Below are 21,784 nucleotides of genomic sequence, written 5' to 3'. Positions count from 1 at the left end.
CTTCGCTCCGTCACGTTCAAGCATGCGCGGGATGCGCGGGTTCCGAGGCCGGCGCGGCGGCCGGCCGGTGCTGCGCGCCCGTATGCCACGCGGGCAGCCGCGGGCCGGCGCCGAACAGCTTCTCGCGCAGCGTCGGCGCGGGATCGTAGTCTTCCTTGTAGATGCCGCGGTTCTGCAGTTCAGGCACGACCCAGTCGACGAAATCCTCGAACGACTCGGGCATCACGGTGCGCGTCAGGTTGAAACCGTCGATGCCCGTCTCGTCGATCCACGACTGCAGCTCGTCCGCGACCTGCGACGGCGAACCGACGATCGGCGCATAGCGGCCGCCGAGCGACATCTGTTCGAGCATCCGGCGCACGGTCCACGTGCCGGTGGTGCTCTTGCGCGAGATCGCGTCCACGGCCGACTGGATCGAATCGGTCTTCACGTACGAGATCGGCTCGTCGAGCCCGTACTTCGCGAAGTCGATGCCGGTCGAACTCGCGAAATGCGCGAGGCCGGCTTCCGGGCTCGCGTAGCGCCGGTATTCGTCGAACTTCTCTCGTGCGAGCAGTTCGGTCTCGGCGGTCACGACGCTCACGCCGGCGAAAATCCTGATCGAGGCCGGGTCGCGGCCCTGCCGCGCGGCGGCCGCGCGAATATCGAGCGCCGCCGCGCGCGCGGCGGCCTTGCTCTGCCCGTTCACGAACACGCACTCCGCGTGCCGCCCCGCGAACTCGACGCCACGGGCGGACGAACCGGCCTGGTACAGCACCGGCGTGCGCTGCAGCGACGGCTCGCTCAGATGGATCGCGTCGACCGAATAGAACGGCCCGTCGTGCTTGACGCGCCGCACCTTGCCCGGCTGCGCGAACACGCGCGCGTGCGCGTCGCGGATCACCGCATCGTCGTCCCAGCTTTGTTCCCACAGCTTGTAGACGACGTCCATGTAGTCGTCCGCGCGTTCGTAGCGGTCGTCGTGGCCGATCTGCTGCGCGAGGCCCATTCCGCGCGCGGCGCTGTCGAGATAGCCGGTCACGATGTTCCAGCCGATGCGCCCCTTCGTCAGGTGGTCGAGCGTCGACATGCGGCGCGCGAACAGGTACGGCGGCTCGTAGGTCAGGTTCGCGGTCACGCCGAAGCCGAGATGCCGCGTGACCTGCGCCATCGCGGGCACGAGCAGCAGCGGATCGTTGACGGGCACCTGCACCGATTCGCGCAGCGCGGCGTCCGGGCCGCCGCCGAACACGTCGTACACGCCGACGATGTCCGCGAGAAAGATGCCGTCGAACTTGCCGCGCTCGAGCGTCCTCGCGAGATCGGCCCAGTAGTCGAGATCGGTGTAGTGCGCGGAGCGGTCGCGCGGATGCGTCCACAGCCCGTGGTTGATGTGCCCGACACAGTTCATGTTGAACGCGTTGAGCAGGATTTTCTTGCGGTTCGGCGTCGTCATGTTCCCTCCGTCACCACGCGATCGCGTAAAGCGAGCCGAATGCGTTGTCGAGCGCACGGCGCACCGCCGGCGAGTGCTGGTAGATCGCGATGAACTTGCGGATGCGCGGATCGTTCACGCTCTCGGGCCGCACGACCCACTGGATCGCGAAGTTCTTGTTCTCGGTGCCGTCGAACAGCAGCGCGCTGTTCGGGTCGGTCGTGCCGGCGAGCTTGATGAAGCTCGGGTAGCCCTGCGCGAGGTCGACGTCGTCGAGCGAGCGCGCGAGCTGCGACGCCTCGAGCGCGATGATCTTCAGGTGCTTCGGGTTGGACACGATGTCGTGCGTCGTCGCCCGGTAGTCGCTGCCCGGCTTCAGCGTGATGAGGCCCGCGCGCTGCAGCAGCAACAGCCCGCGCCCGCCGTTGACCGGATCGTTCGCGATCGCGACGCGCGCGCCGTCCTTCAGCTCGGCAAAGCTTTTCACCTTCTTCGAATAGAGGCCGATCTTCATGATCGTGCCCGGCGCGATCGACACGAAGTTGTAGCCGCCCTGCTTCTTCGCGTTCTCGAGAAACGGGATGTGCTGGAAGTAGTTGACGTCGATGTCCTTGTTCGCGAGCGCCGCGTTCGGCGTATTCCAGTCGGTGAACTCGACGATCCGCACGTCGAGGCCCTGCTCCTTCGCCTCCTTCGCGGCGATCTTCAGCGCTTCGATCTGCGGGCTCGTCGAGATGCCGACCTTCAGCGGCGCGGTATCGGCGCGCGCGCCACCCGGCAGCGCGACCGCGAACCACGCGGCGAGCAGCGCGGCCGCGGTCAGGCGGGCCGGCAGGACGAGCCGTGCGAGGCGGACGGCGCACGAGCGGGCGGAAAAAACGGCATGCGGCATGGGAACCACTCTCCTGTCCAAGGACGGTATCGACGGATGCGCGACGCCGCGGCGAACGCGCGGGCGTTCTCCGGACAGTCGTCGCATCGGAAAAGGATCAGCCGATGATAGAGAGGGGCAGGAAGGCGGTCTACGAAGCGATTGTGCGAAGAAAATCGCGCGCGGCGATATGGCGCGCGATCGGAGTCAGCCTGGCGCCCGGCCGGCCGACTGGCCGAAATCTCGGCCTTCCCCGCCGGGCGAATTCCGAAATCTCGGCCGGCCAAGGCGGCCACCCTTTCCGCAGACGAAACAAATCCCTTATGAATCAATGAATTAAAAATAATCAGGCAGGCCGGATTTCTGGCACGGGGGTTGCGTAATAGACGGCACACGATGCCGCGAAGCGATGCAGGCATCCCACAATCAGGAGACACGTCTTGCAGACCTCTATCCATACCCCGTCCCACCCGGAACCGATTGCCGAAGCCGGCGCCGCCACGCGCGCACGCTTCTGGCCGGAAGGCTGGTGGAAGCTGATGGAAATCCGCATCGGCATCATCCCGCTGCCGGTGTACGTGATCCTGTTCGCGCTGATCGTCGGTTTCTCGGTTACGGGCAAGGTGCCGGGCGAGATCTCGATGGCGATCGCCGTGCTCGCGTTCTTCGGCTTCACGTGCGCGGAACTCGGCAAGCGCCTGCCGCTCCTGCGCAACATCGGCGCGGCCGCGATCTTCGCGACCTTCGTGCCGTCGGCGCTCACCTACTATCACGTGCTGCCGAAGCCGGTGCTGAACCTGACGGTCGAGTTCACGAAGTCGACCAACTTCCTGTACCTGTTCATCGCGTCGATCATCGTCGGCAGCATTCTGAGCATGGACCGGCGCGTGCTGATCCAGGGCTTCGTGAAGATCTTCATCCCGCTCGCCGCCGGTTCGGTCGCGGCCGCGATCGTCGGCACGGCGGTCGGCACCGCGCTCGGCCTCGGCGCGCGCCACACGCTGCTGTATATCGTCGTGCCGATCATGGCGGGCGGTGTCGGCGAAGGCGCGATTCCGCTGTCGATCGGCTATTCGGAACTGATGCACCTGCCGCAGGGCGAGATGTTCGCGATGGTGCTGCCGCCGGTGATGCTCGGCAGCCTGACCGCGATCATCCTGTCGGGCGCGCTCGACATGCTCGGCAAGCGCCTGCCGCACCTGACCGGCAACGGTCGTCTGCAGGTCGGCGAAAGCGACGACCTGGCGCCGCAAAACGAAGAGATCCGCGGTCACGTCGACGTCACGCACATCGCGGGCGCCGGCATCACGGCGATCACGCTGTATCTCGTGGGCCTGATGGCGCACAAGCTGTTCGGCCTGCCCGCGCCGGTCGCGATGCTGTTCCTCGCGGTGCTGGTGAAGCTGGCGCGCGCGGTGTCGCCGCCGCTGCAGGAAGGCGCGTTCGTCGTCTACAAGTTCTTCTCGACCGCCGTCACGTATCCGCTGCTGTTCGCGATCGGCGTCGCGATGACGCCGTGGGACAAGCTGACCGCCGCCTTCACGATCGTCAACGTCGTCACGATCGTGTCGACCGTCGCGACGCTGATGGGCACCGGTTTCGTGGTCGGCCGCCTGCTGAAGATGTACCCTATCGACACCGCAATCGTGAACGCCTGCCACAGCGGACAAGGCGGCACCGGCGACGTCGCGATCCTGACCGCCGCGAACCGGATGCAACTGATGCCGTTCGCGCAGATCGCGACGCGCATCGGCGGCGCAATCGTCGTCACGGTGACGCTGATCCTGGTCGCGCACTTCGGATAATGCACGGCCGCGCGCACCGTCGCGCAGGCTGCTTCGCACGCGCCGCCGCCGGCTCTGCCGGCGTGCGGCGCGCGTCATTGCGGAGGGCCGGTTGCGGACGGCCGGTTGCGGAGGGCCGATAGCGGACGATCGGTTGCAGGTGACCGGTTGCAGGCTTCGATGAGGGCGAACGTGCAGAAGAGCTTCAAGGGAATCCCGTGGTGGGGCTGGGCGTCCGCCGTCGTACTGTATGTCGGCGTGGCGGGCGCGGCCGTCGATTTCGCGTGGGAACGTGCGATCGACGCGCTGGAGGAAACCGGCGCGCACCGGCTCGACCTGTATGCGTCGAGCCTGAAGAGCGAGCTCGGCCGCTTCGAGATCCTGCCCGGCCTGGTCGCCCGCCAGGACGGCGTGCGTGCGCTGCTGAAGGCCGCGCCGCAAGACCGGCCCGCGCTCGCCCACACGGTGGACACGTACCTCGAAGCCGTGAACCGCGACGCGGGCAGCGGCGCGGTCGACGTGATCGACCTGCGCGGCGAAGTGATCGCCGCCAGCAACTGGAACGAGACGATCAGCTTCGTCGGCACGAACGTGTCGTACCGGCCGTACTTCAAGGACGCCCTCGCGCACGGCAGCGGCCGCTTCTTCGGGATCGGCACCAATACCGGCGTGCCGGGCGTCTACTTCGCGAGCGCGGTGCGCGACGACGGCGCGCCGATCGGCGCGGCGGCCGTGAAGATCAGCGTCGACCCGCTCGAATCCGCGTGGCGCGCGCCGGGCGTCGCGGCGCTGGTGGTCGACGGCAACGGCGTGATCGTGATCTCGACCGAGCCGGCGTGGAAATTCACCGCGCTGCGCCCGATCACCGCGCAGCAGCAGCGCGACATCCAGGCGTCGCGGCAATACGCGGGCCGCACGGTCGACGTGCTGCCGTACCGCCACATCGGCGACCGCAGCGCCGCCGCGTGGTTCGGCACGTTTCCCGATCCGCGTCACGCCGGCCGCAACACGCGCTATCTCGTGATGTCGCGCCCCGCGCCGCAAGCCGGCGATTCGCTGATGGTGCTGCTGGACATCGCGAGCGCGCGGCGCCAGCAGGAGACCGCGTTCGTGTTCGTCACCGGCGCGTTCCTGATCGCCGCGCTGCTGGCCGGCTACGCGATCCAGCGCCGTCGGGCGATCGTCGCGCGGCTGAACGCGCAGGACGCGCTGCGCCGCGCGAACGACCGGCTCGAGCTGACCGTCGCGCAGCGCACCGCCGCGCTGACGGCCGCGAACGAGCGAATGCAGCGCGAGATCGTCGAACGCGAGCGCACCGAACAGCGGCTGCGCGATTCGCAGCAGGAAGTCGTGCACGCGGGCAAGCTCGCGGTGCTCGGGCAGATGGCCGCCGGCCTCACGCACGAGCTGAACCAGCCGCTCGTCGCGATCCGCACGCTGTGCGACAACGCGCGCACGTTCTTCGAGCGCGGCCAGCCGGCGCCCGCATATGCCAACCTCGAACGGATCGGCAAGCTGGTCGACAGCATGGCGGTGCTCACCGGCGAGCTGAAGACCTTCGCGCGCAAGCCCGACGTCGAGCGCGTCGCCGTGTCGCTGACCGAGGCCGTCGCGCATGCGCGGTTCATCTACGATGCGCGGATTCGCGACGAAGGCGTGCAGCTCGACGTGAACATCGCGCCGGGCACGACGGTGTCCGCCGAATCGAGCCAGTTGCAGCAGGTGATCGTGAACCTGCTCGGCAACGCGCTCGATGCGGTGCACGACGCGCCGGTGCGGCGCATCGTCATCGAAGCCGCCAAAGTGGACGATGCGAACGATGAGGACGAACCCGGCCGCGTGCGCTTCACCGTCGCCGACAGCGGTGCCGGCATCGCACCCGACGTGCTGCCGCACCTGTTCGAGCCGTTCGTCACCACCAAGCCGCGCGGCCAGGGCCTCGGGCTCGGCCTCGCGATCACGTCGCGCATCGTCGAGGCGTTCGGCGCGAAGATCGCCGCGACGAACCGCGACGCGGGCGGCGCGCAGTTCACCATCGAATTCGCGGCGGCGACGCCGCAACAAAGGACAGAGCATGGAAGATGAGATTCGCGTGCTGGTCGTCGAGGACGATGAAAACGTCCGGATCGGCGTCGAGCAGGCCGTCGCGCTCGCCGGGTTCCCGGTCGACGCGTTCGCGTCGGCCGCCGACGCGCTCGCGCACGTCGCACCCGGCGCGCCCATCGTGATCGTGTCGGACGTGCGGATGCCCGGCATCGACGGGCTGCAACTGCTCGAACGCGTGATGGCCGTCGATGCGCAGATCCCGGTCGTGCTGATCAGCGGCCACGCCGACATTTCGACGGCCGTCGGCGCGATGCACGACGGCGCGTACGACTTCATCGAGAAGCCGTTCTCGTCGGACGTGATCGCCGGCCGCGTCGCGCGCGCGGTCGAGAAGCGCCGGCTCACGCTGGAGGTGCAGGGGCTGCGCGCGGCGCTCAACAACTGGCAGGGCATCGAGGCGCTCGTGCTCGGCAAGTCGCCCGCGATGGCCGACGTGCGCAAGAAGATCCTGCGCCTCGCCGATACGTCGGTGTCGGTGCTGATCACCGGCGAGACGGGCACCGGCAAGGAACTGATCGCGCGCAGCCTGCACGACTTCGGCAGCCGGCGCGACGCGCATTTCGTCGCGCTGAACTGCGGCGGCCTGCCCGAGCAGATCTTCGAGAGCGAGCTGTTCGGCCACGAGGCCGGCGCATTCACGGGCGCGATCAAGAAACGCATCGGCAAGATCGAATGGGCGCACGGCGGCACGCTGTTCCTCGACGAGATCGAGACGATGCCGATTCCGCTGCAAATCAAGATGCTGCGCGTGCTGCAGGAGCGCGTGGTCGAACGGCTCGGCGCGAACGAGCTGATTCCGGTCGACTGCCGCGTCGTCGCCGCGTCGAAGGCCGATCTCGCCGAGCTCGCGGCCGACGGACGCTTCCGCGCGGACTTGCTGTATCGGCTCAACGTCGCGCAGATCGAGCTGCCGCCGCTGCGCGAACGGCGCGAGGACGTGCCGCTGCTGTTCGAGCATTTCGTGCTCGCGGCCGCGCGTCGCTTCGGGCAGCCGGCGCCCGTCGTCACGGCTGCGCAGGTGTCCGAACTGATGACGCATGCGTGGCCCGGCAACGTGCGCGAACTGCAGAACGTGGCCGACCGCTTCGTGCTCGGCCTGACCGGCGACAGCCTGCTGTCGTCCGGCGGCGCGCCCACGGCGGGCGGCACGCTCGCGGAGCAGCTCGCGTATTTCGAGCGGATGCTGATCGAGGACATGCTGCGGCGTCACAACGGCAACGTTGCGGACGCAAGCGTTGCACTCGGCATGCCGAAGAAGACGCTTTATCACAAGCTGCGCAACCTGCGGATTCCCGCGCGCGGCGACGCGGCGGCCGACGGCGGCGAATGACGCGAACGAGGATACGCACAACGGCATGGATTGCATCGACATCTCCGAACGCGGCCGCCTCATTGGCCAACCCCGCGGCCACCTGATCCGCGGCATCACCCGCGCGCAGAAAACCTTCCGCCCGAGCGACTGGCCCGAACGGCTCGCGGGCGTCATCACGCTGTTCGTCGGCGAACGGCGGCCCGGCTATCCGTGCGCGTTGTCGCGGCTCGCGATGCCGGTCGTTGACGGCGGCGCCAAATGCCTGTTCGTGTCCGACGAATTGCGCATCGTCTGTGCCGATGCATTCGACTTCGCGATGCAGTTCGCCGCCGACAACGATCTGCCCGTCGAGCTTCAGACAGCCCCCGCGCTGGCGGTGCGGTGATCCTGGGGCCGCGTTCGGCGGCCTTTCCCCTTTTTCCTTTTTCCTTCTGCCCCTCCGATGCGCGTGTGCGCAGGCGTTCGCACGCGCGTTCGGCGGCGAAACGAATCGTCAGATGATTGAAGGCTTCGATACATCCCCACGCTGCGACAAGGGTTTTCAGCCGAGCCATCAATAAAATTGATCGTCGCGATGAAAATTATGCGTTTTCCTTGCAGGTCGCCGTGATGCATAGTTGCGTCGTGTTGACGCACCTTTGAGTCTTTCAGCCATGAACATGCGAATCGAGCCGTCGGTGCTCGCGAACCCGGACCTGCAATTTGCGACGCTTTCGTCGGGCATCAGCCTGCCGTATGTCGAGCGGGGCAGCGGCGCGCCGATGGTGTTCGTGCACGGATCGTTGTGCGACTACCGCTACTGGGATCCGCAACTCGCATCGCTGTCGGCACATTACCGCTGCATCGCGCCGAGCCTGAGCCACTACTGGCCGGCCGTCGAAGCGGGCATCCAGGACGAGTTCAGCTGGCAGAACCACGTCGACGAGCTCGCCGAATTCATCGACGCACTCGATCTCGGCCCCGTGCATCTGGTCGGCCATTCGCGTGGCGGCAGCGTCGCGTTCAACGTCGCGCGCCAGCATCCGCACCTCGTCGAGTCGCTGACGCTCGCCGATCCGGGCGGTCCGCTGCAACAGCCGGGCGTGCGCGAAGCCGCGCTGCCGGCCGCCGCGATCGCGCTGCGCACGAAGGCCGTGAACCTGATCGGTCAAGGTGACGTGGAAGCCGGCCTCGAGATGTTCGTCGACTCGGTGAGCCTGCCGGGCGCATGGAAGAAGAGCACGTCGCGCTTTCGCACGATGGCGATCGACAACGCGAGCACGCTGCCGAAGCAGCTGCGCGATCCGCTGCCTGCGTATTCGCAGCACGCGGCGTCGGATATCGCGTGCCGCACGCTGCTGATCGACGGCCAGCGCAGCCCGAAGATGTTCCGCAACAACGTCGACACGCTGTCGCAGTGGATCGGCGATGCGCAACGGCAGACCGTCGCCGGTGCGTCGCATGGGATGAACGCGGCAAGCCCCGCGGTGTTCAACCGTTTCGTGCACGAGTTCGTCGCCGCGTAACGCGCTCGGGCGGCATTCGATCCGCCCGCTACCCCCCTTCTCTTTCGACGCGAAACGACGCGGGCTCCCGCATTGCTTCGCGCTCCCATGCGTTACGCGACCGGCTCGGCCTTGCGCGTCACCGCATCCGGCAATCCGAACACGCTGTCGAACGACCAGTTGTACACGAACGTGAAGATCGGGAAGAACACGATCAGCACCGCGTCGTACAGGAACGCTTGCAGCAGCGACACGTCGAGCCACCACGCGATCAGCGGGATCAGGAACGTCACGAGCGCGATCTGGAATCCGATCGCATGCACGATGCGCCGCCCGACGGTGCGCGTGGTTTCCGCACGCCGCCGCTCCCACGCCTCGAAGCCGAAGTTGTAGAGGAAATTGACGGTGACGCCCGTCGTCGAGATCATCACGCCGAGCAGGCCGCTCGTCGTCGCGCTCGCGCCGCTCAGCATGCCGAGTACCGACGACGCGACGAGGATGCCGAGCACCTCGAACATCACGACGTAGACTATGCGTCTCTTCCATCCTTGCATGACCCATCACCTTCGTATCGAACCAGGTGGCGAGACTACAGCGCGCACTTCGCCCGCAAAAGTCAGGTGCTTTCAATTTTTCTGACAGGAGGCCGCACGTGCTGACCAGCGACCACATCGACATGCTGCTGACCGTCATCGACAAGGGCTCGTTCTCGGCCGCCGCGCGTGCGCTCGGTCGCACGCCGTCGGCCGTCAGCATGGCGATCGCGAATCTCGAGGCCGAGCTGGACCTCGTGCTGTTCGATCGCGGCACGCGCGAGCCGACGCCGACCGCCGCGATGGCCGCGCTGCTGCCCGATGCGCGGTCGATCGCCGAACGGCTGCAGGCGCTGCGCGCGCATGCGCAGCATCTGTCGGAAGGCGTCGAGGACACGCTGCGGCTCGGGCTCGCGGCGGAGCTCGACGGCGCGCCCGTTGCGCGCGCGCTGAACGCCGTCGCCGCGAAGTATCCGGCGCTCGCGATCAACATCGTCACCGCGCCGCAGGACGCGATCGTCGACGCGCTGCATCGCGGCGCCGTCGATCTGTGCGTCGCGTACGGCGGGCTCGATCTTCATCCGCAGGAACAGATCCACGCGCTGTGGACCGAGACGTTGATTGCCGTTGCCGCGCCGGGACATCCGGCGATCGCCGAAGCCGCGCAGCCGGAGGCGATCGAGCGGTTGTCGGGGTTCCGGCAGATCGTGATCGCCGATCCGGAACGGCCGCTCACCGACGTGCGACCGGTGATCGGAAATCGCACGTGGAAAGTGACCGACATGGCGACCGCGATCGCGTTGGTCAAGGCCGGCCACGGCTGGGCCAACCTGCCCGAATCGACGATCGGCCGATACGTCTATGCCGGCGAGCTCGCGCCGCTCGTGTTCGCGAACATCCGCAACGGGCTGCTGCTGCCGGTGTATCTGCGGCGGCCGAAGCATACGGGGCTCGGCAAGGCGGCGAGCGAACTGGTGCGGGCCCTGCGGGCTGAAGGCCACGCAGCCTGATTGGGGCGTGCGGAGGCACACCGCCGCCGCACGCCCGGTCCGCAGGCGCAGGATGAGCCTGACCGTTAGTTGCGGTATAAGCCAGCGCACCATGAAAAAACCCCGGTCATGCAGGCCTGAGCCTGCATGCCGGGGTTCTTCGATTCGCGGCTGACGGGCGACGAATCGCCCGCCGTTCACGCTCAGCGCGCCGCCACGTCCGCCTTGCCCGTCGCCGCATCGCCAACCGCCGTCGGTGCCGGTGCATTCCCCCAGCCACCACCCAGCGCGCGAATCAGGTTCACGGTCGACACGGCCTGCGCACCGGTCAGCTGGTTCGCCTGCAATTGCGACTGCAGCACCGACCGCTCGCTGTCGATCACGTCCAGATAGGCCACTTCGCCTTCCTGATACTGCGTCCGCGACAGCGTCGCCGCACGGCGCGACGCGTTGACGGCCGCATCCTGCGCGCGAATCTGGTCGTCGAGCAGACGCAGATCGGCGAGGTTGTCCTCGACCTCGCGGAACGCGACGAGCACCTGCTGCCGGTAGTTCGCGACCTGCTCGTCGTACTGCGCGCGCGCCTGCTGCACACCGGCTGCACGCCGCCCGCCGTCGAACAGCGGCAGCGTCAGCGCGGTGCCGGCGAACGGTCCGAGCAGGAACGTGCGGCTCGACCACAGGAACAGGTTGCCGAGCGTCGACGCCTCATACCCGAACGCGCCCGTGATATCGAGCTTCGGGAAATACGCCGACTTCGCGAGGCCGATCCGCGCGTTCGCCGCCGCCATCGCGCGCTCGGCCGCCGACACGTCCGGGCGCCGTTCGAGCAGCGCGGACGGCAGTCCCGCCGGAACCTTCACCGCGACCGGCACGATCGGCGTTTCCTTGAACGCGAAGTCCGCGGGCGCCTTGCCGAGCAGGATCGCGAGCGCATGCTCGGATGCCGCGCGCCGGCGCGCGACGCCGACCGCATCGGCCTGCGCGGTCGCCAGTTCGTTCTTCGCGCGCGACACGTCGAGCTCGCTGATGTCGCCTTCGTTGAAGCGACGCTGCACGAGCTTCAGCGCCTGGTCGCGCAGCTCGACCGTGCGGCGGTACAGGTCCTGGTCGGAATCGAGCTGGCGCAGTTCGAAGTAGTTCTGCGCGACGTCCGCCTGCAGCGCGAGCTGCACCGAGCGGAACAGCGCTTCGCTCTGCGCCTGGTCGGCGCGCGACGCCTCGACGTTGCGGCTCACGCGGCCGAACAGGTCGGCCTCGTAAGACACGGTGCCCTGTGCGCGCCACAGCGTCGCGTTGGTCGGCCCCGTGCCCTGCGGCTGGAGCTGCGACGCCGACGACAGCCCCTGGCGCGTCGGCCCGAACCCGGCGCCGACCTGCGGGAACCACTGCGAGCGCGCGGTGCGGGTCGCCGCACGCGCTTCCTCGACGCGCGCCGCCGCGGCCTTCAGGTTCTGGTTCGCGGCGAGCGCCTGCGCCTCGAGCGAGTCGAGCACCGGATCGCCGAACACCTTCCACCATTCGCCGCGATGCTCGCCGTCCGCCGGTTCGGCGGTCTTCCACGTGCCGGCCTGTTCCCCGGCCGCGAGCGTCGGCGCTTCCTTGAACGCCGCGGGCGTCGACACGTCCGGGCGCTTGTAGTCCGGGCCCACCGCGCACGCGGCGAGCAGCGTCGCGAGCAGGGTGCTCGCGGCCGCCACCTTCGCGAAGCGCATCAGGCCATTCGAGTTGTACATGTTGTCCATCTTGTTGTCCTCAAGCATCCGAAGCCGACGCGCCCGACGGCGACACGCCATAGCCGGCGGAGTCCTTCCCGGCGACGTGGATCTTGCCGCCCGCGAGCGTGCGCAGCACCACGTAGAACACCGGCGTCAGCATCAGCCCGAACAGCGTCACGCCGAGCATCCCGAAGAACACCGCGATACCCATCGCATGCCGCATCTCCGAGCCCGCACCCGTCGACGTGACGAGCGGCACGACGCCCATGATGAATGCGATCGACGTCATCAGGATCGGGCGCAGCCGCAGCCGGCTCGCCTCGATCGCGGCCTCGAGCGGCGTCCTGCCGTCATGCTCCAGTTCCCGTGCGAATTCGACGATCAGGATCGCGTTCTTCGCCGACAGCCCCACCAGCACCATCAAGCCGATCTGCGTGAAGATGTTGTTGTCGCCCTGCGTGAGCCACACGCCCGTGAGCGCCGACAGAATGCTCATCGGCACGATCAGGATCACCGCGAGCGGCAGCGTCAGGCTTTCGTACAGCGCGGCGAGCACCAGGAACACGAGCAGCACGCTGATCGGGAACACCCACATCGCCGAATCGCCCGCCAGGATCTGCTGGTACGTGAGGTCGGTCCATTCGAACCGCACGCCGCGCGGCAGCGTTTCATGCGCGATGCGCTCGACCGCGGCCTGCGCCTGCCCCGACGAGAAGCCCGGCGCCGGGCCGCCGTTGATGTCGGCCGCCGTGTAGCCGTTGTAGCGCACGACCATTTCCGGGCCGAACGTCGGCGTCACCGTGACGAGCGACGACAGCGGCACCATCTCGCCCTTGTCGTTGCGCGTCTTCAGCTGCAGGATGTCGTCCGCGCGCTGGCGGAACGGCGCATCGGCCTGCACGCGCACCTGGTACACGCGCCCGAAGCGGTTGAAGTCGTTCACGTACAGCGAGCCGAGATACACCTGCATCGTGTTGAACACGTCGGTGACCGGCACGCCGAGCTGCTTCGCCTTCACGCGGTCGAGATCGACGTTGAGCTGCGGCACGTTGATCTGGTAGCTCGTAAACAACGGGCCCAGTTCCGGCGCCTGCTGCGCGCGCTTGATGAAGTCGTTGGTCGCGTCCGACAGTTTCGCGTAGCCCACTGCCCCGCGATCCTCGATCTGCATCTTGAACCCGCCGAGCGTGCCGAGGCCGAGCACCGGCGGCGGCGGGAACACCGCGACGAACGAGTCCTTGATCGCGCCGTACTGCTGGTTCAGCGCACCGGCGATCGCACCGGCCGACAGCGCCTTGCCGTGCCGTTCCGAGAACGGCTTGAGCGTGACGAACACGATGCCCGCGCTCGAGCTGTTCGTGAAGCCGTTCACCGACAGCCCCGGGAACGCGACCGCGCTCTCGACGCCCGGCTGCTTCAGCGCGATCGAGCCCATGTCGCGGATCACCTTCTCGGTGCGGTCGAGCGACGCGCCGTTCGGCAGCTGCGCGAACGCGATCAGGTATTCCTTGTCCTGCGCGGGCACGAAACCGCCCGGCACGACCTTCGACACCAGCACGGTCGCGCCCACCAGCACGAGGTACACGCCGAGCATCAGCGTCTTGCGCGACAGCACGCCGCGCACGCCGCGGCCGTAATTCTCCGCGCCGCGATGGAACACCTTGTTGAAGCGCTTGAAGAAACCGCCGAGCACGCGGTTCATCACGCGCGTGAGCCAGTCCTCCTTGTCGCCATGCCCCTTCAGCAGGATCGCCGACAGCGCCGGCGACAGCGTCAGCGAGTTGAACGCCGAGATCACCGTCGAGATCGCGATCGTCATCGCGAACTGCTTGTAGAACTGGCCGGTCAGGCCCGACATGAACGCGAGCGGCACGAACACGGCGACGAGCGTCAGCGCGATCGCGATGATCGGCCCGCTCACTTCCTGCATCGCCTTGTAGGTCGCCTGTCGCGCGTTCATCCCGCTTTCGATGTTGCGCTCGACGTTCTCGACCACCACGATCGCATCGTCGACCACGATACCGATCGCGAGCACCATCCCGAACAACGACAACGCGTTGATCGAATAGCCGAAGCCGAGCAGCAGCGAGAACGTGCCGATGATCGACACCGGCACCGCGATCAGCGGAATCAGCGACGCGCGCCAGGTCTGAAGGAACACGATCACGACGATCACGACCAGCGCGATCGCCTCGAGCAGCGTATGCACGACGGCCTTGATCGACGAACGCACGAACTGCGTCGGGTCATAGACGATCTTGTAGTCGATACCGGCCGGCATGTCCTGCTTGAGCTCGGCCATCGTCTTGCGCACTTCGTCGGAGATCTGCAGCGAGTTCGCGCCCGGCGACTGGTTGATCGCCATCGCGACGGCCGGCTTGTTGTCGAGCAGCGAGCGCAGCCCGTACTCGGACGCGTCGAGCTCGATGCGCGCGATGTCGCGCAGGTGCGTGACGCCGCCGTCCGGCGTCGTCTTCACGACGATGTCGCCGAACTCGTCTTCCGTCTGCAGACGGCCGCGCGCGTTCACCGACAGCTGCAGCGGCGTGCCCGGCAACGACGGCGACGCGCCGATCACGCCGGCCGCGACCTGCACGTTCTGCTCGCGGATCGACCGCACGACGTCCTCGGCAGCCAGCCCGCGCTGCGCAACCTTCTGCGGATCGAGCCACACGCGCATCGCGTAGTCGCCCGAACCCCACAGCTGCACCTGGCCGACGCCCTGGATCCGCGACAGGCGATCCTTCACGTTGATCAGCGCGTAGTTGCGCAGGTAGGTCATGTCGTAGCGGTTGTCCGGCGAGATCAGGTGGACCACCATCGTCAGCGTCGGCGAGCTCTTCACCGTGGTGATGCCGAGCCGCTGCACGTCTTCCGGCAGGCGCGGCAGCGCCTGGTTCACGCGGTTCTGCACGAGCTGCGTGGCCTTGTCCGGATCGGTGCCGAGCTTGAACGTGACGGTGATCGTCATGTTGCCGTCGCTGTTCGCCTGCGACTGCATGTAGAGCATGTCCTCGACGCCGTTGATCTGCTCTTCAAGCGGCGACGCGACCGTCTCGGCGATCACTTTCGGGTTCGCGCCCGGGTATTGCGCCTTCACGATCACGGAAGGCGGCACGACTTCCGGATACTCCGAAATCGGCAACAGGAACATCGCGATCACCCCGCCGAGCAGGATGATCACCGATAGGACTCCTGCAAAGATCGGCCGGTCGATAAAGAATTTGGAAATATTCATGAGTTGCTCTGTCTGGTTGAACGCGGAAGCGAAGCGGCGGGCCGCTTACGAATCCGCCTTCGCCGGTGCGGCCGGCTTCGCGGTGCTCGCGAGCGGCGCGGACGGCGCATCGCCGCCCGTCATCGGGACCATGTGCGGCTTCACCTGCTCGCCGGGTCGTACGCGCTGCGTGCCGTTCACGATCACGCGGTCGCCGGCGGAAAGCCCGCTCACGATGACGCGCCGGTTGCCGTGCTGCATCCCCTGCTGCACTTCGCGATACGACACGCGGCCCTGCTGGTCGACGACGAACACGAACTTCTTGTCCTGGTCCGTGTTGATCGCCGCGTCGTCCACGAGCAGTGCCTGGTGCGGCGCGCTGCCGCCCACCTTCACGCGCGCGTAAAGGCCGGGCACGAGCGCACCGTCCGCATTGTCGAAGCGTGCGCGCACGCGGATCGTCCCGGACGACGTGTCGAGCCGGTTGTCGACCGAGTCGATCTCGCCGCTGCGCGAGTAGCCGGTTTCGTTCGCGAGACCGAGCTCGACCGGCACCTTGCGGCCGTTGCGCGCGCCGTTGATGTATTGCAGGTAGGTCTGCTCGTCCGCGTCGAACGATGCGTAGATCGGCGACACCGACACCAGCGTCGTCAGCGGCGCGGCCGACGCACCGGCCGACACGACGTTGCCGAGCGTGATTTCCGCGCGCGACACGCGGCCCGCGACCGGTGCCGTGATCCGCGTATAGCCGAGGTTGATGCGTGCCGTCTCCAGCGCGGCTTCGGCGGCCTTCAGGTTCGCGCTCGCCTCGCGTGCGGCGTTCTGCTTCTCGTCGTAGTCGCGCTTGGCGATCGCGTTGTCGCCGATCAGCCGCTGCGCGCGCTGCCAGTCGCTCTGCGCGTAGCCGTTGCGTGCCTGCGCGCCGGCGAGCTGTGCCGCGGCACGGTCGACTTCCGCCTGGTACGGGCGCGGATCGATCACGAACAGCACGTCGCCTTTCTTCACGAGCGCGCCGTCCTTGAAGTTCACCGCGACGATCGTGCCCGACACCTGTGGGCGCACGTCGACTTTCTCGACCGCCTCGAGGCGGCCCGAATAGCTTTGCCAATCGGTGACGGTCTGCGGCACGACGGTCGCGACGTCGACTTCGGGCAGCGGCGCCGCCGCCTTTTCGGGCGCGTTCGCGCTCACGCGCATCGCGCCGAACGTGCCGAGGCCGACGACGGCGAGCGTCACGATCGCCGCGGTGGCGATTCGGGAACGGGAGGTGCGTAGGATGGCCATGTGGATCTCCAGTAAGCGTGGATTGGTCTGGTTATTCGGAACGGTTCGGCTGGCGCGCCTGGAAGCGGCACTGGAAGAAGCGCACGGCTTCCTCGAGCGCGGCTTCGTGCGTCGCGAGCGCCGCGTGCGTGACGTCCGGGTAGCGGATCACCTGCGTGAGCACGCCCGATGAAATCAGGCAGCCCGCATATTTCTCCGCTTCGACGTGCAGCACGTCGTTCTGCGCGGTGACGACGAGCGTCGGCGGCAGGCCCGCGAGGCGCACCGATTCGAGCGGCGCCGCATACGGGTGCATGCGCTGCGCCGCCTGCGGCAGATAGGCGCGATAACAGGCCGCGCATTCGCGCGCGGTGATGTCGGATGACAGGCGCTCGGCATCGCCGATGCGCGTCATGCTCGGGTCGAGCATCGGCCCGAACAGCGCCTGCGCGGCGATCGACACTTCGCCGCGATCGCGCGCGATGAACGCGAGACAGTTCGCGAGCTGGCCGCCCGCGTCGTGGCCCGCGACGCCGATCTTCTTCGGATTGCCGCCGAACGCGCGGGCGCGGGTCGCGGCCCACACGGCGGCGCGATACGCATCCTCCGGCGCGGCCGGAAAAGGAAAGGCCGGCGCGAGCGAATAATCGACCGACACTACGAGAGCTGGTAAGCGTTCTGCTAAAAAGCGCGCGGCGAAGTCGGCGTCGTCGAGCGAGCCGCGCACGAAACCGCCGCCGTGGAAGTAAAGCACTACCGGCAGTCCGGTCTTGTCCGCGCGCCGATAGAGGCGCAGCGAGATGTCCTGCGCGTAGCCGGGGATTTCCACCTCCGCGACCGTCAGTGCCGCGCCGGCTCTGGCTTCGGCGGGCAATGCGGCTTTCAGGAATTTGCTGAATTCAGAAGCGTCCATGACGATGCAGGATCCATTTCGAGATGGAACGAATTCTGGGTCCGGCAGACATCGGGATAAATGCCTATAATCCGGCAACACAATTCAACACCCCCGAACAATCCCAGGCTGCGTTTACCCATGAGGTAGCGCAGCCTTGTTGTTCCGGTCATAAGATTGCGGAGGTTGTGATGGACCGGCTTCAGGCCATGCAGGTGTTTACTCGCGTCGTCGATACAAGCAGCTTCACCAAGGCAGCAGAAACGCTCGGGCTGCCGCGGGCGTCCGTCACGACGATCATCCAGAATCTGGAAGCTTTCCTCGGCGTGCGCCTGATGCACCGGACCACGCGCCGGCTGTCGCTCACGCCGGACGGCGCCGCGTACTACGAAAGGTGCGTGCGGATCCTCGCCGATGTCGAGGAAACCGAAGCGAGCTTCCAGGCGAACAACCGGAAGCCGCACGGAAAGTTGCGTATCGACATGCCGGGCTCGATCGGGCGGCTGCTCGTGATCCCGTCCCTATGCGAATTCCATACGCGCTATCCGGACATCGATCTGCAGCTCGGCCTGTCCGACCGGCCGGTCGACCTGCTGCAGGAAGGCGTCGACTGCGTGATCCGCGTCGGTGCGCTGCAGGACTCGTCGCTCGTCGCGCGCCGCGTCGGCCTGTTCGAATGCGTTTCGGTCGCGGCGCCCGCGTATCTGGAGAAGTACGGCGAACCGCAGACGATCGAGGACCTGGGCGATCACAAGGCCGTCAATTACTTCTCGAGCCGCACGGGCCGCACGATCGACTGGACGTTCCTGACCGATGGCAAGGAAGTCGAGGTCAAGATGAACGCGATCGTGTCGGTCAACGACGCCGACGCGTACGTGACGTGCGGGCTCGAAGGCTTCGGGCTGATCCAGCCGCCGCTGTTCATGGTGCTGCCGCACCTGCGCGACGGCCGGCTCAAGGAAGTGCTGCCCGGCCTGAAGCCGCTGCCGATGCCGATCTCGGTCGTGTATCCGCACAGCCGACACCTGTCGCCGAAGGTGCGCGTGTTCGTCGACTGGATCGCCGAAGTGTTCGACCGCTGCCCGCTGCTGAGCGGCAAGGGCAGCCTCGACGCGACGTGCAGCAAGCGCACGTTCGAGGAAGCCGAGCGCGCGCCGGTGCTCGACACGCCGGTCATCAACGAGTGGGTCGCGTAAAGAGCGACGGTGGGGCAAGCGCTCCGCTTGCCCTCTACGCTTCATCCGCGCGCTCACCGGCCTGACGAGCGCGCGGCGCGGCCGGACCGCCTCACCACCCGCGCGAGCGCCCTCGCCGCGCCGACGCGCTGCGCGCGAACCTGCCGTCCACAGTGACGTTCGACCACGCCGATCTGGTTGCTGAGGAACGCGATGGTCTGCTCGATCCCGCCGCGTACGCTCGGGTGGCATCGAGCCAGAAGCTGGTATTCCGCCATCAGCGTGCGCGCGAGTTGCCGCCGGCGTTGCACCAGCGCCTGGACATGCTGCAGTTGCGGGTCGGCAAGCGGCTCGGCAAACCGGGGGCTCGACGGCGCGTCATCGAGCATGCACGCCAGTTCCGTCATCATGCGCGCATGGGCCCCTTTCCCCTCGAGCGGCAAGTCGAGCGAGCGCGCGATGAACGCACGGGCCTGATGCAGATGAACGACCGCCACCGGCAAGCGTGCCGCCTGCAGCGCGCACGCCGCTTCGCACTCGTAGCCGCCGGCCGATTCCACCACCACGAGCGCCGGTGACCACTCGGCAATCGCATCGGTCAACGATTCGATGCCGAACGTCTCGTTCCGATAGCCGAACACGAGTCGCATCGACGAAGCGCACACTTCGATGATCTCGCGCGTCACGCCGACGCCGACGCAAATGCGCTCGGGCATGAGGTCCCCGCCGTCCGGCTGGTTCACGTCCGCGATCATCGACGCCCCCTTCCCGTGCGCCGGGAGCAGCAACCGGGGTGACCATTGCGAGAACTGATATAATCAAACTGTAATCTCTGGAACCGGTTCCATTTTCGACGAGGTTCCGTCGATCGTGCGGCCGTTCTCCGCCCCCGTGCGTTGGATTGCCAACGATTCGCGGCCACATCGACCCGGCAAGCGGCACGGACACCCTCGATGGCCATTCGACGTTTTTTTATCGACTTCACGATCAGGATTCCTCATCTTCAGGTTGCTCATGCGATTCCGAGTCGATCAGAAACCGGTCTCGATCCTGACCGCGCAACCATACCGGTTCCCGCCCCACTCCCGACCAGGCCTGCCCCGTTTCCGGGTTGAAGTATTTCACCCGTCGCCGCTTCCCCGGCGCACCGCTCTGGGCGGGAAACACGTCCTTGACGCCAAATCCGAATTCCTCGATGCACTGCCGGATTTCGAGCAACACCATCGTCGCAATCGCGAGTCGCTCCCGAACCAGTTGCTCCTCGAGCAGCGCCTTCTTTTCCATGAACGACTTGTACACCAGCATGACCATCCTCCCCGAGCAACTCCTCCAGAATCCCATTGATTTGGATTACTAAAATGCTACGACACTCGATCCGAAGCTTCCATGTTCATGGCTGCCGCGTTCAGAATTGTTGACAATTTCCCGAATCGGACCCATGCGAACATGCGCCGCGGATCGCCGGCCGACATCCGGCGCCAAGCCGGGCGCGAATCCGCGCTATCCGCGTTGCGTCCGGCTCGATATCACCACACGCGACAAATAGGTGCACCCACCATGCACGTTCTATATCTCGAGGACGACACGACGTATGTCGAACTCATCAATTCGATACTCGGAGAGGCGGGACACAGCGTGCATTCCGTCGCCAACGGCCATGAGGCGATCCGCCATCTCGAACGCACGGTCGTCGATCTGCTGATCCTGGACTGGGAGGTACCGGGCCTGTCCGGCTTCGAAGTGCTCAAATGGGCACGCGAACGGATCGGCGGCACGCTGCCGATCCTGTTCCTGACGATCCGCGCGCACGAAAACGAGGTTTTTTCCGCGATCACGGCGGGCGCCGACGACTATATGATCAAGCCGATCAATCATTTCGAATTGCTGGCGCGCATCAACGCATTGCTGCGCCGCGCCTATCAGGGCGGCGATATCCAGCAGGACGTGCTGGACATCGGCATCTACCGGATCGATACGAAGGCGCGCGAGATATGGGTGAACGGCACCCCGGTGAAGCTGACGCCGCGCGAATTCGAACTCGCGGTCCTGCTGTTTCGCCATTTCGGCCGCATCATGCCGCGCGAAGCGCTGATCCGTTCGCTATGGGGACGCGACATGGCCGGCGCGTCCCGCAGCCTCGACACGCACATCTACCGATTGCGCACGAAACTCGCGCTTCAGCCGTCGAACGGCGTGCGTCTCAGCGCGGTCTACACGCTCGGCTACCGGATCGAAGCGGTCTGACGCGCGAGCATTCGATGCGCGGCACAGAAGAGACCTTTGCGCCGGCAAGGACAATCGCATCACCCAACGCGCGATACGCGTCGCACCGCTGTCGCCCTTGCGGCATGGGGGTGCGGCGCGGTTCGTCGCCCTGATGGCCGTGTGGAATGCGATTGTTCCGCGCTGACGACAATTCAATTCGCGGCAGTGCCATTTATCGCAACCGGGCGGACACCTAGAGTAAACCCTGTCGCGCACCTCGTTGCGCATCGAACAGCCCCGTTTGACGGGACCGGAGCCAGCGCCCGCGCGCCAACTCCGACCAACACAGGAGTTACGTCATGAACCGCCGCCACCTTCTCTCCGCGCTCGCCCTCGCACTCGCCGTGTCCGCACCGGCCTTCGCCGATACGAACAACCCGCAAGCCGGCGACTACGGCAACGCGTCGTCGTACACGCAACACAACAATGGTCCGCGCACCCGCGCCGAAGTCAGCGCGGAAGTCGTGCAGGCACGCCGCGACGGCACGCTGGCCTGGCTGCGCAAGGCGAATTCGTATCCGCAAGGGCTCGAACTCGCGCAAGGCCCGTATCGCTCGATGCCGGAAAGCAACCAGCTCGCTGGCGGGGGCCGGTAAACGTGCAACGCCGCGCAGCGGATGATCCGGTGCGCGGCGTCGTGACATCGCTGTCGAACACGCGATGAGTGAGTCAATTAGTTAGTCAGTTGCAGGAGCCTGTGATGAACGATCAACTTCCTTCGCCGCTCGATCATTGGGACGACACCACGCCGGTCTGGACGC

The 21,784-nt window shown here is 66.8% G+C and carries 18 protein-coding genes; 9 read left to right on the top strand and 9 right to left on the bottom strand.

All coding sequences use genetic code 11. The features are described from left to right. Positions 1–16: 16 nt before the first annotated feature. The gene (locus tag ABIC50_RS29155) at positions 17–1,435 is read right to left on the bottom strand and encodes an LLM class flavin-dependent oxidoreductase (RefSeq protein WP_229063158.1); all 1,419 of its coding nucleotides are present in this window, start codon (positions 1,433–1,435) and stop codon (positions 17–19) included. A 10-nt stretch (positions 1,436–1,445) separates the two neighbouring features. Continuing rightward, a complete protein-coding gene (locus ABIC50_RS29150; RefSeq protein ID WP_175727493.1) occupies positions 1,446–2,306 on the bottom strand; it encodes a MetQ/NlpA family ABC transporter substrate-binding protein in 861 nt (286 codons plus the stop codon). Between the two features lie 419 nt (positions 2,307–2,725). Here ABIC50_RS29150 and ABIC50_RS29145 point away from each other — a divergent pair, with 419 nt between their 5' ends. The 5 genes from ABIC50_RS29145 to ABIC50_RS29125 all read left to right on the top strand — a co-directional run bounded on the left by ABIC50_RS29145 (position 2,726) and on the right by ABIC50_RS29125 (position 8,992). Further along, positions 2,726–4,090: a 2-hydroxycarboxylate transporter family protein gene (locus tag ABIC50_RS29145; RefSeq protein ID WP_105830479.1), complete on the top strand. Its 1,365-nt coding sequence runs from the start codon at positions 2,726–2,728 to the stop codon at positions 4,088–4,090. Between the two features lie 159 nt (positions 4,091–4,249). Then, on the top strand, positions 4,250–6,154 hold the full coding sequence (locus ABIC50_RS29140) for a sensor histidine kinase (protein WP_354168341.1): 1,905 nt from the start codon (positions 4,250–4,252) through the stop codon (positions 6,152–6,154). Next, positions 6,144–7,505: a sigma-54-dependent transcriptional regulator gene (locus ABIC50_RS29135; protein WP_354168340.1), complete on the top strand. Its 1,362-nt coding sequence runs from the start codon at positions 6,144–6,146 to the stop codon at positions 7,503–7,505. Before ABIC50_RS29140 ends, ABIC50_RS29135 begins: the two co-directional genes overlap by 11 nt. A 25-nt stretch (positions 7,506–7,530) precedes the next feature. After that, positions 7,531–7,872 (top strand): DUF3579 domain-containing protein, encoded by a 342-nt coding sequence (locus ABIC50_RS29130; RefSeq protein ID WP_354168338.1) that lies wholly within the window; start codon positions 7,531–7,533, stop codon positions 7,870–7,872. 268 nt (positions 7,873–8,140) lie between these two features. Beyond that, positions 8,141–8,992, top strand: a complete 852-nt coding sequence (locus tag ABIC50_RS29125) for an alpha/beta fold hydrolase (protein WP_138849567.1) — start codon at positions 8,141–8,143, stop codon at positions 8,990–8,992. Positions 8,993–9,084: 92 nt separating this feature from the next. Here the strand turns inward: ABIC50_RS29125 and ABIC50_RS29120 are convergent, their stop codons facing one another. After that, positions 9,085–9,525 carry a PACE efflux transporter gene (locus tag ABIC50_RS29120; RefSeq protein WP_354168336.1) on the bottom strand — a complete coding sequence of 147 codons (441 nt, stop codon included), beginning with the start codon at positions 9,523–9,525 and terminating at the stop codon, positions 9,085–9,087. A 98-nt stretch (positions 9,526–9,623) separates the two neighbouring features. On the opposite strand from ABIC50_RS29120, the gene ABIC50_RS29115 reads away from it, so the two are divergent. Continuing rightward, entirely contained in the window at positions 9,624–10,514 is an 891-nt protein-coding gene (locus ABIC50_RS29115; RefSeq protein WP_354168334.1) for a LysR family transcriptional regulator, read from the top strand. Positions 10,515–10,696: 182 nt separating this feature from the next. Here ABIC50_RS29115 and opcM read toward each other — a convergent pair whose 3' ends face one another. The 4 genes from opcM to ABIC50_RS29095 are packed head-to-tail and all read right to left on the bottom strand — an operon-like array spanning position 10,697 to position 17,604. Further along, the gene (gene opcM / locus ABIC50_RS29110) at positions 10,697–12,238 is read right to left on the bottom strand and encodes a multidrug efflux transporter outer membrane subunit OpcM (protein ID WP_175714104.1); all 1,542 of its coding nucleotides are present in this window, start codon (positions 12,236–12,238) and stop codon (positions 10,697–10,699) included. 10 nt (positions 12,239–12,248) lie between these two features. Then, positions 12,249–15,449 (bottom strand): multidrug efflux RND transporter permease subunit CeoB, encoded by a 3,201-nt coding sequence (gene ceoB, locus ABIC50_RS29105; protein ID WP_354168332.1) that lies wholly within the window; start codon positions 15,447–15,449, stop codon positions 12,249–12,251. 45 nt (positions 15,450–15,494) lie between these two features. Then, the gene (gene ceoA, locus ABIC50_RS29100; protein WP_105830484.1) at positions 15,495–16,712 is read right to left on the bottom strand and encodes a multidrug efflux RND transporter periplasmic adaptor subunit CeoA; all 1,218 of its coding nucleotides are present in this window, start codon (positions 16,710–16,712) and stop codon (positions 15,495–15,497) included. Positions 16,713–16,743: 31 nt separating this feature from the next. After that, a complete protein-coding gene (locus ABIC50_RS29095) occupies positions 16,744–17,604 on the bottom strand; it encodes an alpha/beta hydrolase (protein WP_011659656.1) in 861 nt (286 codons plus the stop codon). 170 nt (positions 17,605–17,774) lie between these two features. Between ABIC50_RS29095 and ceoR the strand changes: the two genes are divergently transcribed. Then, on the top strand, positions 17,775–18,779 hold the full coding sequence (ceoR, locus tag ABIC50_RS29090; protein WP_354168330.1) for a putative multidrug efflux transcriptional regulator CeoR: 1,005 nt from the start codon (positions 17,775–17,777) through the stop codon (positions 18,777–18,779). Positions 18,780–18,832: 53 nt separating this feature from the next. Here ceoR and ABIC50_RS29085 read toward each other — a convergent pair whose 3' ends face one another. Beyond that, positions 18,833–19,513, bottom strand: a complete 681-nt coding sequence (locus tag ABIC50_RS29085; RefSeq protein ID WP_354168328.1) for a hypothetical protein — start codon at positions 19,511–19,513, stop codon at positions 18,833–18,835. A 232-nt stretch (positions 19,514–19,745) separates the two neighbouring features. Further along, positions 19,746–20,063, bottom strand: a complete 318-nt coding sequence (locus ABIC50_RS29080; RefSeq protein ID WP_011659658.1) for an H-NS histone family protein — start codon at positions 20,061–20,063, stop codon at positions 19,746–19,748. 252 nt (positions 20,064–20,315) lie between these two features. Here ABIC50_RS29080 and ABIC50_RS29075 point away from each other — a divergent pair, with 252 nt between their 5' ends. Both ABIC50_RS29075 and ABIC50_RS29070 read left to right on the top strand, forming a co-directional pair. Next, entirely contained in the window at positions 20,316–21,002 is a 687-nt protein-coding gene (locus ABIC50_RS29075; RefSeq protein WP_138849574.1) for a response regulator transcription factor, read from the top strand. Positions 21,003–21,322: 320 nt separating this feature from the next. After that, entirely contained in the window at positions 21,323–21,619 is a 297-nt protein-coding gene (locus ABIC50_RS29070) for a DUF4148 domain-containing protein (RefSeq protein WP_354168326.1), read from the top strand. Positions 21,620–21,784 lie beyond the last annotated feature (165 nt).

It is taken from the genome of Burkholderia sp. 567, assembly GCF_040545115.1.
Lineage (GTDB): Bacteria > Pseudomonadota > Gammaproteobacteria > Burkholderiales > Burkholderiaceae > Burkholderia > Burkholderia ambifaria.
This window is presented reverse-complemented; position numbering and strand designations above follow the sequence as displayed.

Coding starts and splice junctions, on each gene's coding strand:
- opcM (WP_175714104.1), bottom strand. CDS start 12,238: ATGGACAACATGTACAACTCGAATGGCCTGATGCGCTTCGCGAAGGTG.
- ABIC50_RS29080 (WP_011659658.1), bottom strand. CDS start 20,063: ATGCTGGTGTACAAGTCGTTCATGGAAAAGAAGGCGCTGCTCGAGGAG.
- ABIC50_RS29150 (WP_175727493.1), bottom strand. CDS start 2,306: ATGCCGCATGCCGTTTTTTCCGCCCGCTCGTGCGCCGTCCGCCTCGCA.
- ABIC50_RS29085 (WP_354168328.1), bottom strand. CDS start 19,513: ATGATCGCGGACGTGAACCAGCCGGACGGCGGGGACCTCATGCCCGAG.
- ABIC50_RS29070 (WP_354168326.1), top strand. CDS start 21,323: ATGAACCGCCGCCACCTTCTCTCCGCGCTCGCCCTCGCACTCGCCGTG.
- ceoA (WP_105830484.1), bottom strand. CDS start 16,712: ATGGCCATCCTACGCACCTCCCGTTCCCGAATCGCCACCGCGGCGATC.
- ABIC50_RS29155 (WP_229063158.1), bottom strand. CDS start 1,435: ATGACGACGCCGAACCGCAAGAAAATCCTGCTCAACGCGTTCAACATG.
- ABIC50_RS29075 (WP_138849574.1), top strand. CDS start 20,316: ATGCACGTTCTATATCTCGAGGACGACACGACGTATGTCGAACTCATC.
- ceoB (WP_354168332.1), bottom strand. CDS start 15,449: ATGAATATTTCCAAATTCTTTATCGACCGGCCGATCTTTGCAGGAGTC.
- ABIC50_RS29140 (WP_354168341.1), top strand. CDS start 4,250: ATGAGGGCGAACGTGCAGAAGAGCTTCAAGGGAATCCCGTGGTGGGGC.
- ABIC50_RS29120 (WP_354168336.1), bottom strand. CDS start 9,525: ATGCAAGGATGGAAGAGACGCATAGTCTACGTCGTGATGTTCGAGGTG.
- ABIC50_RS29130 (WP_354168338.1), top strand. CDS start 7,531: ATGGATTGCATCGACATCTCCGAACGCGGCCGCCTCATTGGCCAACCC.
- ABIC50_RS29135 (WP_354168340.1), top strand. CDS start 6,144: ATGGAAGATGAGATTCGCGTGCTGGTCGTCGAGGACGATGAAAACGTC.
- ceoR (WP_354168330.1), top strand. CDS start 17,775: ATGGACCGGCTTCAGGCCATGCAGGTGTTTACTCGCGTCGTCGATACA.
- ABIC50_RS29125 (WP_138849567.1), top strand. CDS start 8,141: ATGAACATGCGAATCGAGCCGTCGGTGCTCGCGAACCCGGACCTGCAA.
- ABIC50_RS29095 (WP_011659656.1), bottom strand. CDS start 17,604: ATGGACGCTTCTGAATTCAGCAAATTCCTGAAAGCCGCATTGCCCGCC.